Annotated in this window: 12 protein-coding genes; 7 read left to right on the top strand and 5 right to left on the bottom strand. The window is 66.2% G+C overall.

The genetic code is table 11. The features are described from left to right. The 3 genes from KF733_01300 to KF733_01310 all read left to right on the top strand — a co-directional run bounded on the left by KF733_01300 (position 1) and on the right by KF733_01310 (position 3561). A complete protein-coding gene (locus KF733_01300) occupies positions 1-1260 on the top strand; it encodes a hypothetical protein (GenBank protein ID QYK56120.1) in 1260 nt (419 codons plus the stop codon). A gap of 56 nt (positions 1261-1316) precedes the next feature. Continuing rightward, a complete protein-coding gene (locus KF733_01305) occupies positions 1317-3146 on the top strand; it encodes an ABC transporter ATP-binding protein (protein ID QYK56121.1) in 1830 nt (609 codons plus the stop codon). A 262-nt stretch (positions 3147-3408) separates the two neighbouring features. Beyond that, complete coding sequence (locus tag KF733_01310) at positions 3409-3561, top strand: hypothetical protein (protein QYK56122.1); 153 nt, start codon at positions 3409-3411, stop codon at positions 3559-3561. A gap of 530 nt (positions 3562-4091) precedes the next feature. Here the strand turns inward: KF733_01310 and KF733_01315 are convergent. Beyond that, the gene (locus tag KF733_01315; protein ID QYK56123.1) at positions 4092-4697 is read right to left on the bottom strand and encodes a dTMP kinase; all 606 of its coding nucleotides are present in this window, start codon (positions 4695-4697) and stop codon (positions 4092-4094) included. Between the two features lie 54 nt (positions 4698-4751). Here KF733_01315 and KF733_01320 point away from each other — a divergent pair, with 54 nt between their 5' ends. From KF733_01320 to KF733_01330, 3 genes are all read left to right on the top strand, one after another. After that, complete coding sequence (locus KF733_01320) at positions 4752-5834, top strand: acyl-CoA/acyl-ACP dehydrogenase (GenBank protein ID QYK56124.1); 1083 nt, start codon at positions 4752-4754, stop codon at positions 5832-5834. An 89-nt stretch (positions 5835-5923) separates the two neighbouring features. Further along, positions 5924-8611, top strand: coding sequence for an aconitate hydratase AcnA (gene acnA / locus KF733_01325; protein QYK56125.1), 2688 nt, complete (start codon positions 5924-5926; stop codon positions 8609-8611). A gap of 99 nt (positions 8612-8710) precedes the next feature. Then, a complete protein-coding gene (locus KF733_01330) occupies positions 8711-8995 on the top strand; it encodes a hypothetical protein (protein ID QYK56126.1) in 285 nt (94 codons plus the stop codon). Between the two features lie 7 nt (positions 8996-9002). Here KF733_01330 and nadA read toward each other — a convergent pair whose 3' ends face one another. The 4 genes from nadA to KF733_01350 form a co-directional block, all read right to left on the bottom strand. Further along, positions 9003-10169 carry a quinolinate synthase NadA gene (gene nadA, locus KF733_01335; protein QYK56127.1) on the bottom strand — a complete coding sequence of 389 codons (1167 nt, stop codon included), beginning with the start codon at positions 10167-10169 and terminating at the stop codon, positions 9003-9005. A 58-nt stretch (positions 10170-10227) separates the two neighbouring features. Further along, positions 10228-12153: a 1-deoxy-D-xylulose-5-phosphate synthase gene (gene dxs, locus KF733_01340; protein ID QYK56128.1), complete on the bottom strand. Its 1926-nt coding sequence runs from the start codon at positions 12151-12153 to the stop codon at positions 10228-10230. An 82-nt stretch (positions 12154-12235) separates the two neighbouring features. Beyond that, positions 12236-13339 (bottom strand): radical SAM family heme chaperone HemW, encoded by a 1104-nt coding sequence (hemW, locus tag KF733_01345; protein QYK56129.1) that lies wholly within the window; start codon positions 13337-13339, stop codon positions 12236-12238. Positions 13340-13544: 205 nt separating this feature from the next. Next, entirely contained in the window at positions 13545-15602 is a 2058-nt protein-coding gene (locus KF733_01350) for an arginine--tRNA ligase (GenBank protein QYK56130.1), read from the bottom strand. A 201-nt stretch (positions 15603-15803) separates the two neighbouring features. Here KF733_01350 and tadA point away from each other — a divergent pair, with 201 nt between their 5' ends. Further along, positions 15804-17597, top strand: a complete 1794-nt coding sequence (tadA, locus tag KF733_01355) for a Flp pilus assembly complex ATPase component TadA (GenBank protein ID QYK56131.1) — start codon at positions 15804-15806, stop codon at positions 17595-17597. Positions 17598-17759: the final 162 nt, after the last annotated feature.

Consider the following 17759-nt stretch of genomic DNA (forward strand, 5'->3'; position numbering starts at 1 on the left):
ATGATCGGGTTGCTCGCCGTTCTCTTGACTGCCCCGCAGGACTCTCAAGCCGCAGTCGCCCTGAACCCGGCCTGCCGCTATATGTTCTGGGAGGACAAAGGATATGCGGTGCTCCCCCCGAAAAAGGTCGGCGGACCGCTCGTTTCCAGGATCGCGGCTTCGAACGACCGTTACGTGGTCTTCTGGGAGACCCCTCTTGCAAGTCTTGAAAAGGTCGCCACGATTGACCAAGCGACCGCGTCCAAGGCGAAGACCCGCCTAGGGGTCTGGGACTCGACCACCGACAAGGTCTCGTATCTTGGCGCGGACCTTTCGGTTCCAATGGGACAGCTCGAACTGGCGACAAACGGGCCCGTCCTGCTTCAGGGCCTGCCGGTCGAACAGGAGCCGGGCGGCCGAAGCCGGGTTCGTCTGGTCTGGCTTGACCATATGACCTCCAAGACGCTGGACGTCGGCCCGGCAGGGGGCAGCTCCATTCTTTCGCCCAGCGGCAAGTTCCTGCTCCAAATGACCTTCGAACAAGACGGCGGCAACCCTCCGGTTCAGAAGATGTCCCTTTACGAGACCGCGCGGGGAACCACGATTCCGATCGAACTCCCAAAGACGAGTTCGTTCCGTGTGAGCGGCTGGGCGCCGAACGTGGACGCCCTGGTCCTCACCCGCCCCGCGACCTCCGGCTCGATGGCCAGCGAATTCGTGCGGTACGACCTCGCCTCCGGGACGGTCACTCCGGTCGACCGCGAAGACCTCTTTCCCCAGCCGCTGCTCATGCTGGCGAACCTGAAGCGGGACGTGCGCACGCTTTGGCTGCAAACCAGCGAGAGCAAGCGGCCGGGGGAACGGGCGTTCATCGACGCGGAGGCGGAAGAGGAGCGGCTCCTCGGCCAATCCTGGGCGGTCTATCTCCGGCAAGGGTCGCTCTATGCGGCCGCGATCAAGGTCGTCGATAAGGCGCTGATCCTCGAGGCCCTGGCCCGGGAAGCCCGGACGGAGGCCCTGCTGAAAGCCAAACAGATCGGCACGGGGCTCATCATCTACGGACTCGACAACGGCGAGATGCTCCCGGACAAGTCCACGTTCCGCCAGGACCTGCTGCCATACCTCAAGTCGGAATCGATCCTGGACGGCTTCGTCTACACCACCCAAGAGCGCAACCTTTCGAAGATCAAAGAACCGAGCACGTTCGTGCTGGGCTATATCGAAGCGGGGGGAATGCGTGCGGTGCTCTACGCCGACGGCCACGTAAAGCTTGAGAAATAGGCCCCTTCTAGTAGACAGACGGCGCCATGCCGCGGGATTCCGGGTAGCTTAACCTCGTGGCAGAGCCCGAAGGAAAAGCGAACGACAGAGCCCTGCTCCGCCGCATTATCGGGCTGTTCGCCCCGTACCGTTCCGAGGTCTTAGGGATCGCGCTGGCCGTGCTGGTCGGCGTCACCCTCGGCATCCTGCCGCCATTCCTCCTGCAGCGGGTCATCGATTTCGGCATCCAGGCAGGGGACCTTGGCGTGGTCGCCCAGTTCTCGGTCTTCACCGTGCTGGCCGTGCTTGCCGGCGCCGGGGTCACCTTGCTCTATGGCTATTGGAGCGTCGTGGTCGGGCAGAAGATCATGTGCGACCTTCGCGAGCGGCTCTTCACCCACCTCCAGGGGATGTCGCTGCGATTCTTCACCGCGACCCGCACGGGCGACATCCAGACCCGACTGATCAACGACGTCGCAGGCGTGCAGACCGTGGTCAGCAATACGATCACGGACCAGCTGAGCAACGTCGCGATCGTGGCCACGACGGTGGTCGCCATGTTCGTGCTGGACTGGCGACTGAGCCTGCTCAGCATCGCGATGGTGCCGTTCTTCGCGTTCTTCGGCCGCTACGTCGGCGAGTTCTCCCGCAAGGTGCGGCAAGGGATGCAGGAGCAAACGAGCGAGCTCAACTCGATGATGCAGGAGCAGCTCAGCGTGAGCGGCATCCTCCTCAGCAAGACCATCGCCGACCAGGGCCTCCTTCACGATAAGTTCGACAAGGAGAACAAGGAGCTCGCCCGGTGGCAGATCAAGTCGAGCGTCGTCCAATACCTCTTCTTCGCCTTGATCCGGCTCATCACCCAGCTCGCGCCGGCCCTTGTCTTCTGGCTCGCGGGCTGGCTGCTGATCGCCCAGGGCGACAGCAACATCACGGTCGGCAAGCTGGTGGCGTTCACAGGGCTCCAGGCCCGGCTCTTCTTCCCCCTGACGGGACTGCTGAGCGCCCAGGTGGAGATCATCAGCTCGTTCGCGCTCTTCCAGCGCATCTTCGAGTACCTGGACATGCCCCACGACGTGCAGGACGCGCCGGACGCAATCCCCCTCACGGTGACCTGCGCCCACGCCAAGACGAACGGCGAGCTGGGCGTCCGCGGTCGGGTCGAGTTCCGCGACGTCGAGTTCCGGTACGAGCCCACCCAAGCCGAACCGACCCTGTCAGGCATCAACTTCGTGGCCGAACCGGGCCAACTCGTCGCCCTGGTGGGGCCGAGCGGCGCCGGGAAGACGACGCTGACCTACCTGATCCCCCGGCTCTACGACCCCGACCAGGGCCAAGTCCTGATCGATGGGCACGACCTACGCAAGGTCAAACTCGAATCGGTGCACCGGCTCGTGGGGACCGTCACCCAGGAGACGTACCTTGTCCACACGACCATCCGCGAGAACCTGCGCATGGCCCGGCCCCAAGCCACCGACGAAGAACTCGTCGACGCCTGCAAGAGCGCGGCCATCCATGAGCACATCGCCTCGCTCCCAGAAGGCTACGACACCGTCGTCGGGGAGCGCGGCTACAAACTGAGCGGCGGCGAAAAACAGCGCCTGGCCATCGCCCGCGCAATTCTCAAAGACCCTCGGGTCCTGATCCTGGACGAGGCGACCTCGGCCCTCGACACCGCGAGCGAGCGGGTCGTCCAAGCCTCCCTGGCCGAGCTGATGAAAGGCCGCACGACCTTCGCCATCGCCCACCGGCTCTCCACCATCCTTGCCGCCGACCAGATCCTGGCGCTGCAGGACGGACGCATCGTGGAACGGGGGACACACGCCGAACTCTTGGCCAAGGGCGGCCTCTACCGCAAACTGTACGACGAACAGTTCCGCGGCGAGGCGACGGAAGCCCACGTCTAAGCCCCGCTTCTGAGTGGGTGGCATGGTTATGGCCCGCCGCGAGCCGCCGGGTGACGCCCACCGACACCTAAGGGCCATAGCCATGGGCTCCCGCCCCGTGCTAACCGCGGAGACAACCACGACGACAGCTTAGCCCGCACGCGCCAAGAAAACAAGCGTGGCAGTGCACCTCTCGCAGGGCCCCGCAGAGACAAGCGTGTCCCATGGCTATGACCCTTGACCAGCGCCCAGCAACGAGGAAGCGTGAAGACGGGTCATAACCATGCCACCCACCCAAAGGAGCAAGTCACCCGTCGTCGAAGGGATCGCACGGGAAGACGGGCTGGACTTAGACTTGTCGCTCGCGATGTTCAGCGTGGCCGAGCAGGAGTTGTCGGTCGAGAATAGCCCCGGCACGGGGCGTGCCGAGGCATGAAAAGATCAATAGCACTCTGATCTTTGCTGTTGAAGAAGTCGTCTGCAGTTACATTGCTCCCAGGCGGGGTAAGGACAACGCTGTCTCCGATCGTCACGAAGTTACCAGGCACAGGAGACTCGCCCTCGATGACTGTGACCCCGGATTCCCAGTCATAGTGGACGTTATCACGGTCAATCCACCTTCCTAGCATTTGGAGGCCCCTCGGCCAGCGCCCTCGGCCGCATCTTTGCCATAGCTTGGTTACTGGCCCTCAGCCGGCTTTTCCCAAGGGCTCCCCGACGGTTCCCCGAGCGTTCCCCACGGCACCGGTGCCGTGGGGAACCCTCGGGGAGCGCGGGGGGAGTTGGCGGGGCTGTGGTCGAGGACGCGCTTTGTCTCGACGGGTGGCACGGCCCTCCGAGTGGGTGGCATGGTTATGGCCCTCACCAGTCGCTCCTGCCAACTCTCTGCCCACATGCGGGCCGGAGGCCCGCTAGCCGGGTTGCGGACGGGGACGTCCGCGCTCCGGGCGCCGCCATTGGTACGGGCTAGCCGCGCTGTCGCAGGCGTTCCAGCACGAACCCCAGGGCCGTGGCAAGCGTCTCCTCCGGGGGGCGGCTCGCGTCGATCACGACCCAGCGCCCCGGCTCCGCCTTCGCCTCGGCGTGGAACCCTTCGCGCACCCTCTTGTGAAACTCGATCCCCTCGTTGTCGATCCGGTCCTTGTCCTTGATCCGGTCCAGACCGCTCTCCGGCGGGAGGTCCAGCAGCAGCGTGAGCTCCGGCTTCAAGCCCCCGCTCGCGATCTCGTTCATGCGGCGGAGCTCGTCCAGGTCCAAGCCCCGACCGTAGCCTTGATAGACCACGGTGGAATCGGTGAAGCGGTCGCACAAGACGACGGTCCCCTCCTCGAGCGCTGGGCGCAATGTAGTCGCGACGTGCTGGGCACGGTCGGCCAGGAACAGGAAGAGCTCGGTCGTCGGGAGGATGTCCTCGCCGTGCAGCAGCAGTCCGCGCACGGCCGCGCCGAACTTGCCCGAACCCGGTTCGCGCGTCGCCAGGACTTTGTAGCCGCACGCCCCCAGCTCTTGGGCCAGGCCGCGGACGAGAGTGGTCTTGCCCGACCCTTCCGGCCCCTCGAGGGTCACAAACATGAGGCCCTATTATGCCGACCCTCGCGCCCTCTAGGCTGAAGGTAGCCTTCGGCCATGCATCCCGTGGTGGAAGAGGCGGTCGCATTCTTGAAGGCGGAAGTCGCGCCAAAGGCGAACGAGATCGACCGCGACCCGGAAGCGCTTCGCCAAGCCCTGCAAGGCCTCTGCGAGCGCGGGCTGATGGCCCTGCGCCGCCCGGCCCAGTTTGGGGGCCCCGGCCTCGCCGAGAGCGAATTCCGGACCTACCAAGAAGCGGTCGCGCGGGCTAGCGGCACCCTCGCCTTTCTCCAGACCCAGCACCAGAGCGCAGGCTCGATGATCGCCAAGAGCGAAAACGCGCCGCTGAAGGAGGAGGCGCTGCCGAAGATGGGGAACGGGGAGCGGCTCATCGGCATCGGCTTCAGCCAGCTCCGCCGCCATGGGGAGCCGGTCTTGCGGGCCGAGCCGGTGGAGGGCGGCTACCGCCTGGACGGACACGTGCCCTGGATCACGGGCTATGGCTTTTACCCGGAGTTCCTCATCGGCGCGACCTTGCCGGACGGCCGCGCCGTCTTCGGCATCGTGCCGTTCACCGCGTCGCCCGGGATCAGCTTCAGCGAGCCGATGCGGCTCGCCGCCATGGAGGCCGCGATGACGGTGACGGCCGAACTCAACGGGCTCCACCTGCCCGCCTCCCACGTGGTCTTCAAGAAACCGGCCGGCTGGATCCACGAGAACGACCAGATCAATGTGACCTTGCAGGGCTTCTTCGCCATCGGCTGCGCACAAGCCGGGATCGACGTCACCCAGCGCAACTTCGAGAAGAAGGGCATGGCCGCGATCGGGGAGGCGGCCGCGGCGCTCCAGCTGGAACTGGAGGAATGCCGCCGGGCCACCAACGAAGCGCTCGGCGAAGGGGACGAAGGGGTGACCAACGAGGAAAAGCTGCGGTTGCGCGCCTGGGCGATCGACCTGGCCGTGCGCTGCGCCCACGCCGCCGTCACCAGCAGCAGCGGGGCCGCCAACAGCATCCACCACGACGCCCAGCGCATCTACCGGGAGGCGCTCGTCTTCACCGTTTCCGCCCAGACCGGCCCCATCATGGCGGCCACCCTCGACCGCCTTGCCGCCCGCTCCCGGGAGTGGCCGAGCCCATAGGCGCACGCGGTCCGCGCAGGCTCCGAGAAGGCCCCTGGCCAAAGCCCGGACGCCGGCCGTCGAGGAACCCCATAGGTAAGATTGAGGCGATGGACAGCTTCGGGACGCGCAGACAGTTAGACCTCGCCGGGAAGGAGCGGACGATCTTCTCTCTGAGGGCCCTGGAGCAAAAGGGGCACGACCTCACCCGCCTGCCCTATTCGCTGAAGGTGTTCCTGGAGAACCTCCTGCGGAACGAGGACGGCGCACGGGTCGAGCGCAAAGACGTCGAGGCCCTTCTCGCTTGGGACCCGAAGGCGCAGCCCACGGCGGAGATCAGCTTCTCCCCCGCCCGCGTCCTCTTACAGGACTTCACGGGCGTGCCCTGCGTCGTGGACCTCGCGAGCATGCGTGACGCGATGGCGGCGCTCGGTGGCGACCCGAACAAGATCAACCCGCTGCAGCCCGTCGAGCTTGTGATCGACCACAGTGTACAGGTCGACGCCTACGGCAGCGAAGCCGCCCTGCTGATCAACCTGGACCACGAGTACGAGCGCAACAACGAGCGCTACCAGTTCCTCAAATGGGGGCAAGGGGCGTTCGAGAACTTCAAGGTGGTGCCCCCGAACACCGGCATCTGCCACCAGGTGAACTTGGAATACCTGGCCCGGGTCGTCTTCGACAGCGAAGGCGTCTGCTATCCCGACACGCTCGTCGGCACGGACAGCCACACGACCATGGTGAACGGCCTCGGCGTCCTGGGCTGGGGCGTGGGGGGCATCGAGGCGGAGGCGGCGATGCTCGGCCAGCCGGTCAGCATGCTCTTGCCGCAGGTGGTCGGGTTCCGCCTGACGGGGCAGCTGCGGGAGGGGGCGACCGCCACCGACCTCGTGCTCACCGTCACCGAGATGCTGCGCAAACACGGCGTGGTCGGCAAGTTCGTCGAGTTCTACGGCCCGGGCGTCAGCACCCTGCCCCTGGCCGACCGCGCGACCATCGCGAACATGGCGCCGGAATACGGCGCGACCTGCGGCCTCTTCATGATCGACGAGGAGACCTTGCGCTACCTCCGCACCAGCGGCCGCCCAGAAAGCCAGGTCGACCTTGTCGAGGCCTATGCCCGCGAACAGGGCATTTTCCACCAGCCCGGGGGGGCGGAGGCGGAGTACTCCAGCACCCTCGAACTCGACCTCGGCGACGTGGAGCCGAGCGTGGCGGGGCCGAAGCGGCCTCAAGACCGCTCCCCGCTCGCCAAGGCGCGCGACAGCTTCTTCCAGGCCTTTCCGAACGCGGTCCCCGGCTCTGACCGGCCCCGCGAGAAGGGCGGCGCGGCCGTCATGGACCGGGCCAAGACCGAGACTCTCACCCACGCCAGCGTCGTCATCGCGGCCATCACGAGCTGCACCAACACGAGCAACCCGAGCGTGATGATGGCGGCCGGGCTGGTGGCGAAGAAGGCGAACGCGCTCGGCCTCAAGCCGAAACCCTGGGTGAAGACGAGCCTCGCGCCAGGTTCCAAGGTCGTCACCGAGTACCTGCAGGCAGCCGGGCTGCTCGCGGAGCTCGACGCAATCGGCTTCAACCTCGTGGGTTACGGCTGCACGACGTGCATCGGCAATTCCGGCCCCCTGCCCGAAGATGTGAGCCGGGAGGTGAACCAGCGCGACCTCACAGTGGTGAGCGTGCTCTCTGGGAACCGGAACTTCGAAGGCCGGGTCAACCAGGAGGTCAAGGCGAACTACCTGATGTCGCCGCCGCTGGTGGTGGCCTATTCCTTGGCCGGCACCATAGACATCGACCTTGCCAATGAGCCCATCGCCCAGACCCCGAGCGGGCACGACGTGTACCTTCGCGACCTCTGGCCGAGCCAGGCCGAGATCGCGGTGACGGTGGAGCGCCACATCACGCGCGAAATGTTCACCCAGAGCTACGCCACCGTCTTCGACGGGGACGCAAAGTGGCAGGGGATCTCGACCGCCGCAAGCGACCGGTACGACTGGGACGGGTCTTCGACCTACGTGAAGGGCGCGCCCTACTTCGAAGGCATGCGGCCGGATCCCGCGGACCACATCGAAGACCTGAACGGCATGAAGTGCCTCGCCCTGCTCGGCGACTCCATCACAACGGACCACATCTCCCCGGCGGGCTCGATCAAGCCGAACTCGCCGGCAGGCGAGTACCTGGTGCAGAACAACGTGCGCCCCCACCTCTTCAACAGCTATGGCAGCCGGAGGGGTAACCACGAGGTGATGATCCGGGGCACCTTTGCGAACGTCCGGTTGCGCAACTTGCTCGCCCCGGGCACGGAAGGCGGGTTCACCACGCACCTGCCCACCGGCCAGGTCACGACGATCTACGAGGCCTCCCGCCGCTACGCGGAAAGGGCCACCCCGCTTATCGTTGTCGCAGGCAAGGAGTACGGGACCGGATCGAGCCGCGACTGGGCGGCGAAGGGAACCTTGCTACTCGGCGTGAAGGCCGTCCTGGCCGAGAGCTTCGAGCGCATCCACCGCTCGAACCTGATCGGGATGGGCGTGCTGCCGCTACAGTTCGCCGCGGGCGAGGGCGCCGCGAGCCTCTGCCTGACCGGCCACGAAGAGTTCGCCCTCGTCGGCCTCTCCGAGGCCTACGACGCGGGGACGCTCGTCGGCAGCACCCTCACCATGCGGGCTACCGACGATGGCGGCATGACCCGGCAGTTCCAAGTCCTGGTCCGGATCGATACGCCCATGGAGGCGCAGTACTACCGCCACGGCGGCATCCTCCAGTACGTCCTTCGCCAGTTGTTGAACGCCTGAGGCCACCTTCCGGGCGGCTTCGGGCTCAGACCAGGGGCTGGGCCCCGAGGTATCATGCCCAGCCGCGAAGAGAGACCCATGAGAGTTCGAAACAAGGAAATGCGAGCCCGGCGCCACCGCAAGGAACAGCGCATCCGGGAGCTGATCAAGGAAGCCATCGAACAGGCGAAGGCCGCCGGCAAGACCAAGGGCGGGGCCAAGGCCAAGCGCACTGCTGCCCCCAAGGCCGCCCCGGCTGAGAAGGCCGCCACGCCCGCCGCCGAGAAGCCCAAGAAGGCCGCCAAGCCGAAGAAGGCCGCAGAGCCGAAAGCTGCGGAAGAGTCCCAAACCGAAACGCCCGCCCCGGTCGCCGACGAAGCCGGGCAGGCTCCCAGCGAAGGCTGAGCCCAGGTCAATCAACGTGTGACGCGGCGGCGACTGGAGCGAGCGAAAGCATCCGCTCCAGCGCCACCAGCGCCCATTTCTTCACGTCGTCCGGCACCACGACCTGGTTGACGACCTCGCCCGCGGCAAGCCGCTCGAGCGCCCAGCAGAGGAAGCTGGGGTGGATGCGGTACATGGTCGAGCACGGGCAAATCTGGGGATCCAGACAAAAGACGGTCTTGTCCGGGTTCTCCTTCTGAAGCCGGCTGACCAAGTTGATCTCCGTCCCGACCGCCCACACCGTCCCTGGAGCCGCTTCGGTCACCATCCGGATGATGTACTCGGTGGATCCGTTATAGTCTGCTTCGCGGACGAGGGAAATGTCGCACTCCGGGTGGACCAGCACCTTGACTCCGGGGTGCGCCTCACGCGCGGCCAGAGCCTGCTCAAGCGTGAACCGTGCGTGGACCGAGCAGTGGCCTTTCCACAGAATGAACTTGGCTTGCTTCAGGCGGTCGGCCGTGTTGCCGCCGAGCGGCTTGAAGGGGTCCCACACCACCATGTCCCGCTCGGGATCGTAGCCCAGGGTCGCCCCCGTGTTGCGACCGAGGTGCTGGTCCGGGAAGAACAGCACCTTATCGCCGCGGTCGAGCGCCCACTTCACGGCGACCGGGGCATTGGTCGAGGTGCAGACGGTGCCGCCGTGCTCCCCGACGAAGGCTTTCAAGTTCGCGGCCGAATTGATATAGGTGACGGGGATTACGGACGCGCCCTTCTCGGCCACGACCGGACGGTTTGTGCCGTTCGCGGGGGTCGGCCAGCCGAGGACCTCGCCGAGCTGGCGCCAAGCCGCGCGGACTTGGAAGATGTTCGCCATGTCCGCCATGGAACATCCCGCCGCCAGGTTCGGCAAGACCACCTTTTGGTGGTCCGGGGTCAGGATGTCGGCGCTCTCCGCCATGAAGTGGACGCCGCAGAAGACGATGAACTCGGCCTCAGGATGCTTTCGTGCGTCCTGGGCAAGTTTGTAGCTGTCGCCGCGGTAGTCGGCGTGCTGGATGATCTCGTCGCGCTGGTAGTGGTGGCCGAGGACGACGAGCCGGCTTCCCAGAGCCGCCTTTGCCGCCGAGATCCGGCGGGAGGTCTCCGCCTCGTCAAGGGTGGTGTACTCCTCCGGGAGGGGAAGCTGTCTCATCTCACGTCCGTCCTTAATCGAGTCTACGGGTCCGCCGCTCCGCCGCTGTCCAGGGGCCCTAACCGGAGCGCGCCTTTCTATAGGCCACGGCGCGCCTCGCCGCCTCGGCGATGCCTTCGGGGCTCAGCCCCTGCTCGGCACGGATGATGGGCTGGGCGCCGTGCTCGACGAACGCGTCGGGCAACGCCACGATCTCGATCGGGACCGTCGCCAGCCCCCTGCCCGCGAGGCCGTCGCGAACCTGCTGGCCGAAGCCGCCGATCCGGGCGTTCTCCTCCGCTGTGACCACCGCGCCGCATTCCCGGGCGACCTGGGCGATCGTCTCGAGGTCGAGCGGCTTTGCCCAGCGGGCATTGACCACGACCGCGCGGAGCCCTTCCTGGGCGAGGGCTTCCGCCGCTCGCCAAGCCTCCGCGACCATCGAACCGAGCGCCACGATCGCGACCGAGGAGGAGGCGATCGGGCGGGCCGATTCTGGCGAGCCGAGCACTTCGGCCTGGCCGAGCCGGATCGGGGTGCGGGACTCGGGAAGGACGTCTTCCGCCGAGCCTCGCGGGTAGCGCATCGCCACCGGCCCTTCGTCGTACCGCGCCATGAAGCGCAGCATCTCGCGAAGCTCGGTGGCGTCGCGCGGGGCGCAGATCGTCATGTTCGGCATGAACGAGAGGTAGGAAACGTCGAAGACGCCGTGGTGGGTCGGCCCGTCGTCGCCGACCAGGCCGGCTCGGTCCATCACGAACCGCACGGGCAGGTTCTGGATGCAAACGTCGTGCAGGACTTGGTCGAAACCGCGCTGCAGGAACGTGGAATAGACCGTGCAGAAGGGCTTCATGCCGCCCGCCGCGAGCCCGGCGGCGAAGGTGACCGCGTGCTGCTCGGCGATGCCGACGTCGTAGTAGCGGTCCGGCAGGGTCTTCGCGAAGAGGTTCAGCCCGGTGCCGTCCGGCATGGCCGCCGTGATCGCGACCACCCGCTCGTCATCCTGGGCGACTTCGACCATGGCCTCGCCGAAGACTTGGGTGTAGGCCGGGGCCCCGCCCTTCTTTGGGAACTCGCAGGCGACCTTGTCGAACGGCACCACGCCGTGCCACTTACGCGAGTCGTCCTCGGCGACCTCGAACCCCTTGCCCTTAACCGTGATCGCATGGACGAACACGGGGTAGTCGACCGTCCGCACGTTGCGGAAGATCTGGAGCAGGGTGGCAAGGTCGTGGCCGTCGACGGGGCCGATGTATTCGAAGCCCATCTCCTCGAAGATCGTGCCCGTCTCTTCCGGCGCGAGCGAGTGGGTGATGCCGTGGCGCAGGCCCGCGGCGAACCTCGGGGCCGGCTCTGGCAGGTGCTCGATCACCGACTTGGCCATGCGGGCGAGGCCCTGCACTTCCGGCCGCGAGCGGAGCCGTGCCAGGTAGTTGTGGAGTGCGCCGACGTTGGGCGCGATGGACATGCGGTTGTCGTTCAGCACGACGCAGAGGTCCGTTCCCATCTCGCCCGCATGGTTCAGGGCCTCCCAGCTCATGCCGCTGGCGATGGCCGCGTCCCCCGCCACCGCGATGACCTTCTCCTTCGTGCCCAAGCGGTCTCGGGCGGCAGCGAAGCCGAGCGCGGCCGAGATCGCCGTGCCCGCATGGCCCGCTCCAAAGGAGTCAAGCTCGTGCTCGTCGCGCTTCAAAAAGCCGCTGATGCCTTTGTGCTTGCGAAGCGTGTCGAAGCGGGGAAGGCGGCCCGTGAGCAACTTGTGGGGATAGGCTTGGTGCCCCGTGTCCCACACGACCTTGTCCGGCGGCAAGGAGTACGTGGCATAGAGGGCCACGGTGAGTTCGACCGTGCCGAGGTTCGAACTGAAGTGACCGCCCGTCTGGCTCACCTTGTCGATGATCGCCTTGCGCACTTCCTTCGCCACTTGGTGGAGCTCCTTATCGCTAAAGCGGTGGAGGTCGGTCGGGTTGACGATCTGCTCTAGGAGCTCGTATGTTCCGCTCATTCCCTGCCTGATAGTCCAATACGTTGCCCGCGCGTCAGACGTTGAAAGGATGGTAGCACGTAGGCCGGATTCTCCGGAGACGTTAGGCCAGGGTGGCCACGACTTCGTTGTGGAGAAGTCGGCCCTTCGGCGTCAGCCGGAGCCTGCCTTCGGAAAGCTCGCCCCAACCCGCGGCCAAAACCCTTTCCAGCGCCTTCGGTCGCAGGCCGAGCGGCGCGGTCTCCAGCCCCGAATTGAGCCGCAAACCCAGCATCAAGCGTTCGAGCCGCAGGGTAGGGTCGTCCACCGACTCCTCTTCGCAGGCGAGGGGCTGCCGCGTCTCGACCCGCTCGCAGTAAGCGGCCGGGTGCTTCGTGTTCGTTTGGCGCAGGGAGCCCACACGGCCGACCGCCCCTGGGCCATAGCCGACGTACTCCTCCGCCCGCCAATAGGCCAGGTTGTGGCGGCACTCCCGCCCGGGCCGAGCGAAGTTCGAGATCTCGTACTGGGCGAGGCCCGCCTCCTCGCAGGCGGCTACGGCCTCCTCGTACATGGCGACCTGGCGGTCCTCGTCCGGCAAGTCCAGCATGCCACGGAGCTGGTAGCGGTAGAACCGGGTGTTCGGCTCGATCGTAAGGCAGTAGAGGCTCAAGTGCTCAGGCGCCATCGCCAGCGCAAGCTCCAAGTTGCGACGCCAACCCCGGAGGCTCTGGCCGGGCAACGCGAACATCAGGTCCAGGTTCAAGTTCTCAAACCCGGCCTGGCGGGCCGCGTGGACGGCACGCCCCACATGCCCAGGCTCGTGCACCCGGCCTAGTTGGACCAGGTCTGAGGTGTCAAATGATTGAGCGCCGAGGCTGATCCGGTTGAACCCGGCCTGGCGCATCGCGGCGAACTTGCCCGCGTCCACCGTGCCGGGGTTGGCCTCGCTCGTGATTTCGCAGTCCGGGGCGAAGGGGTGGGCCTCGCGAACCGCATCCAGGATCCGCGCCAACTGGGAAGCTTCGATGAAGGTCGGCGTGCCGCCGCCGAAGAAGACGGTCTTCGCCGGGCGGCCCCGGTGGGGGCTCCCCGCGACCTCCGCCACGATCGCGTCGACCGTCCTCGGCACGATCTCCCCCGAGAGGGCAAAGGAATTAAAGTCGCAGTACCCGCACTTTGACGGGCAGAAGGGGATGTGCACGTAGATGGCGACGGGCTCACTCATGGCGAGCCGAGAGCACCGCGACCAGGCCGAGGACGGCCCCAAAGATAACCGGCACCGCCGGTTGGCGCGAAGAGATTCACCCCGTCTTGCAAGACATCATCCAGAGCGAGTACAGCCAGCCCGCGCCGCCTCCCAGCGCCATGCCGACAAGAGCTTTCAAAACCATCTCTATCTCTCATAAGGTTGGGAAGCGGACCGCCGTTCCCTACATTCGGGACGGTGCGCTCACCCCGAGCAGTTCCAGCGCGGCCCGCAGCGCCGTCCGCGCGGCCACACAATAGGCCAGTCTCCGCTGGGTGGTCTGGAGGTCGTCTGCATTGATGACCCGGCACGTGTCATAGAAGCCGTGGTAGGCCCTCGCGAGTTCGATCGCGTAGGTCGCGAGGCGGTTCACGGCATAGTCCTCGGCGCTTCGCTCGATCTCATAGGGCAGGTCGAAAGCCTTCAAGAGCAGGGCCCGCTCCTTCGGGTGGAGTTCCGGAGCCCCTTCGATATCGGTCGGCTGCGGCCCTTGCCCCGAAGGTGGGGAGGCGGCTGGGGGCGGGGCGATGCCAGCCTCCGCCGCCTTGTCGATCACTCCCGTGATCCTCGCGTGGGCGTATTGCACGTAGAAGACCGGGTTCTCGTCGCTCTGCTTCTCAGCCAGGTCAAGGTCGAAATCGAACGTGGTGTCGTGGTGGCGCATCAGGTAGAAGAACCGGGCGACGTCCTTCCCGGCCTCGAGCTGCTCGGCCTCGGGCGCATCGGGACGCACCTTCTGGCCGATCTCTTTCACCAGGTCGATGAGGGCATAAATGTTGCCGTCGCGCTTGCGCATGGGGGCGGGCTTTCCTTCCTTCAGGAATCGGACGAGTTGGAAGATCACGACCTCCAGGCGCTCGTCGCTGAGGGAGCGGGCGGCGCGGCATTGGTCGCGGCGCGCAGCTGTGCCATAGAGCTGCGCCTCCCAGTCGGCCAGCCCCTGCTCGGCCAAGGTGTCCCCTCCCCCCGACCCCCTCCCCAAGCTTGGGGAGGGGGAGAGGCCTGCCATCAGGTTGGCCGCGACCACGGCGTGGAGCCGGTTGACATAGCCGTGGTGGTCCGGGCCTAGCACGGTGATGAGCTTGTCCGCGTCGGAGGGACGGTTGAACTTGTCCTTGTGATAGGCGACGTCGCTGGCGATATAGGTCAAGCGGCCGTCGGCCCTCCGCAGCACGCGGTCCATGTCGTCCCCAAAGAGGGTCGATCGCAACCACAGCGTCTCCCTGAGCCCCTCCATTTCGGCCTGGACAGGATCGTGCCCCGCAGGGCTCAGGGGCGGAGCCTCGCCTTCGTCGTCGAGCACCGCCGTCGTCTGGACCTCGAACTCGACCTCCTCGACTTTGCCCCCCTTGCCAAGCTTCAGCTTCGTGCGGACGGGACGCTCGTCGGCGACCCCCGAGGCTTCCAACCCCGCCACACACCGCGCCACCTCGCCGCTCTCGTGCAGCGACTGCTCGCTGAACCAGGTGTCGAACTCAACGCCGAAGGTGGTCAGGTCGGCGTGCTGGCGCTTGAGCATCATATCTTGGGAGATGGTCTGCCAGGCCCCGTCGGGAACCGGTACATCTTTCAGCCGGTCCGCGACTTCTTGGACATAGTCGCCGCGATACCCTTTCTGGGGAAACGGCGTGCCCGTCGCCAATGACCGCACCGACTCGGCGAAGAGCCGCATCTGCTCGCTGTTCACGCCGTCGTTGATGTAGTACTCCCGGTGCACCTCGTTCCCGCTCGCCTGCAACACGTTGCAGAGGGCCGATCCATAGGCCGCCCCGCGTCCCGAGCCGATCGTGATCGGGCCGTTGGGGTTGACCGAGACGAACTCGACGTTGATCCTCTGGCGGGTGGCGGCCGGGCGGGCGAAGTGGGAGGGGTCGGCCAAGACCTGGCGGTCCTGCGAGGCGAGCACGGACTGAATCTGGCCCGCGAAGACCAGGTCGGCCAAGAAAAGGTTCACGAACCCAGGCCCCGCGACCTCGACCTTCGCGAACTCCGGGAGCTCGGCCAGGGCCTCGACGAGGAGGGCGGCCAGCTCTCGAGGGTTGGCAGGGGCGGCCGTCCCTGCCGCGTTCTCCTTCACCTGCTTCACCGCGACCATCGCCCAGTTCGTGGCAAAGTCGCCGTGGGCCGGGTCCTTTGTGTCCTGGACCTCAGGGTCCGGATAGTCCTCCGAAGGAAGCTTGCCCCCGGAAACCAGGCGGTCCAAGGCGGTGCGGAGCAGACGGGCGACTAGAGAACGAAGCACGAGAACCCCACGGATACCTGAAACTTGGGCCCAGTCCTGAACGAACCGCCTACCGGCGTACGTCTTTCAGGTCACGCCCGCTAACAATGTCCTGGGATGATGGGCTAGAATCGTTCCACGGTCGATGGGATCGGTGCCCAAATTGGTGCGCCTCCGTCCTCGGCCCGAGGAGCGGCTAGGCCGCAGGCGAAACAAGGATCCATGGCACTACCTCGTCTACCGATGGCTGAGTTCCTCGTGCAGCGTGGCTACGTCACGCCCGAGCAAATGGAGGAGGCCAAACAGGTCTCAAAGCAGACGAACAACCCGGACCTCGGCCGGGTCGTGATCAACCTCGGCTTCGCCGGTGAGCGCGAAGTGCTGCACGCCCAGGCGCAGGAGGCCGGCCACCCGTTCGTCGACCTGGACCGGGTGCAGGTCGACAAGGCCGCGATCGCCGCTGTGCCCGAGCGCATCGCCAAGATGCACAACGTCATCCCGGTCAAGAAGGAGGGCACCGTCCTCTGGATCGCGATGTCGAACCCGAACAACCTGCAGGCCCTTGACGACGTGCGCCTCGCCAGCGGGCTCCTCGTCCGCCCGGCCGTGGCCGTCAACGGCGCCATCGAGGACGCGGTCCGCAAGTATTACCAGGGCGCGACGGAAGGATCCGCTCCCGCTCCCGCCGAAGCGCCCAGCCCCGCCCCTACCGCCGGTGGCACCGGCAGCAAGATGACGAGCGACCTTCGCGCGGTGATGGCCCAGGCCCAGGCGACCCGCGACGTCGCCGACCGCGACCTCAAGGGCGGCGGAAAGGAAGAGTCCGACGAGGAGATGGCCGAGCAGGCGCCGATCATCCGCCTCGCCAACGCCGTCATCCAGCAGGCCATCAACGACCGCGCTTCGGACATCCACGTGGAGCCGGGCGAGCGGGCCGTCCGCGTGCGCTACCGCATCGACGGCGTCCTCATGGAAGCCATGACGGTGCCGAAGAACCTCCAGGCCCCGCTCATCTCGCGCTTCAAGATCATGTCCGAGATGAACATCGCCGAGCGCCGCATCCCCCAGGACGGCCGCATCGAGGTGCGCAGCACGGGCAAAGACTACGACCTGCGCGTGAGCAGCATCCCCACCCCGTTCGGGGAAAAGATCGTCATGCGCATCCTTGACAAGGGCAACGCGATGGTCGGACTCGGCCGGCTCGGCTTCACCGCCGAGAACCAGGCGAAGATCGAAGAGCTCGTCAGCCAGCCGAACGGCATGTTCCTCTGCACGGGCCCGACGGGTTCGGGCAAGACGACGACCCAGTACTCCGTCTTGCACAAGCTGAACACGACCGAGGTCAACTGCATCACGGTCGAAGACCCCGTCGAATACCAGCTCGGCGGCATCGCACAGGTCCAGGTCAACCGAAAGGCCGGCCTGACCTTCGCCACCGCCCTCCGCGCCTTCCTCCGCCAAGACCCGGACATCATCATGGTCGGCGAGATGCGCGACTTGGAAACGGCCGAGATCGCGATCGAAGCGTCCCTCACGGGACACTTGGTGCTCTCCACGCTCCACACGAACGACGCCCCCTCCGCCACGATCCGTATGATCGACATGGGCGTCGAGCCGTACCTCATCTCCGCCACCGTCATCGGCGTCCTCGCCCAGCGTCTCGGCCGACAGGTCGATAAGGACAACAAGGAGCCCTACACCGTCAAGGAGATCGACTTGAGGCGCTTCGGCTTCACCGTCACCGACCCTGACGCGGAGGTCACGCTCTACCGCGGTATCCCCGCCGAAAGCAACCGCATGACCGGCTACCGAGGCCGGACCGGCTTCCACGAGCTGATGGTCATGAACGAAGAGATCGCCGAGATGGTCGTGCGCCGCGCCCCCCTCGGCGACCTAAAGGCGGCCGCCAAAGCGGGCGGCATGAAGGAGCTTCGCGAAGACGGCCTTGAGAAGGTCTTGATGGGCGTGACGACGCCCGAAGAAGTCATGCGCGTGGTCTTCACCGCCGGCTTCTAGGCTCGCCGCTTGAGGGTCGTCGTTCTACCGAAAAATCGGTAAGACCAAACGAAACACTTCGGGGCAGGCGTCTAAAACGGTGTCATGAAGACAACTTTGACCCGAAGCCTTTTCGCCCTCTCGCTTTTTGCGGGGGGGGGGGGCAGCTTTCGCCCAAGACCC

This window comes from Fimbriimonadaceae bacterium (genome assembly GCA_019454125.1).
Classification (GTDB): domain Bacteria; phylum Armatimonadota; class Fimbriimonadia; order Fimbriimonadales; family Fimbriimonadaceae; genus JALHNM01.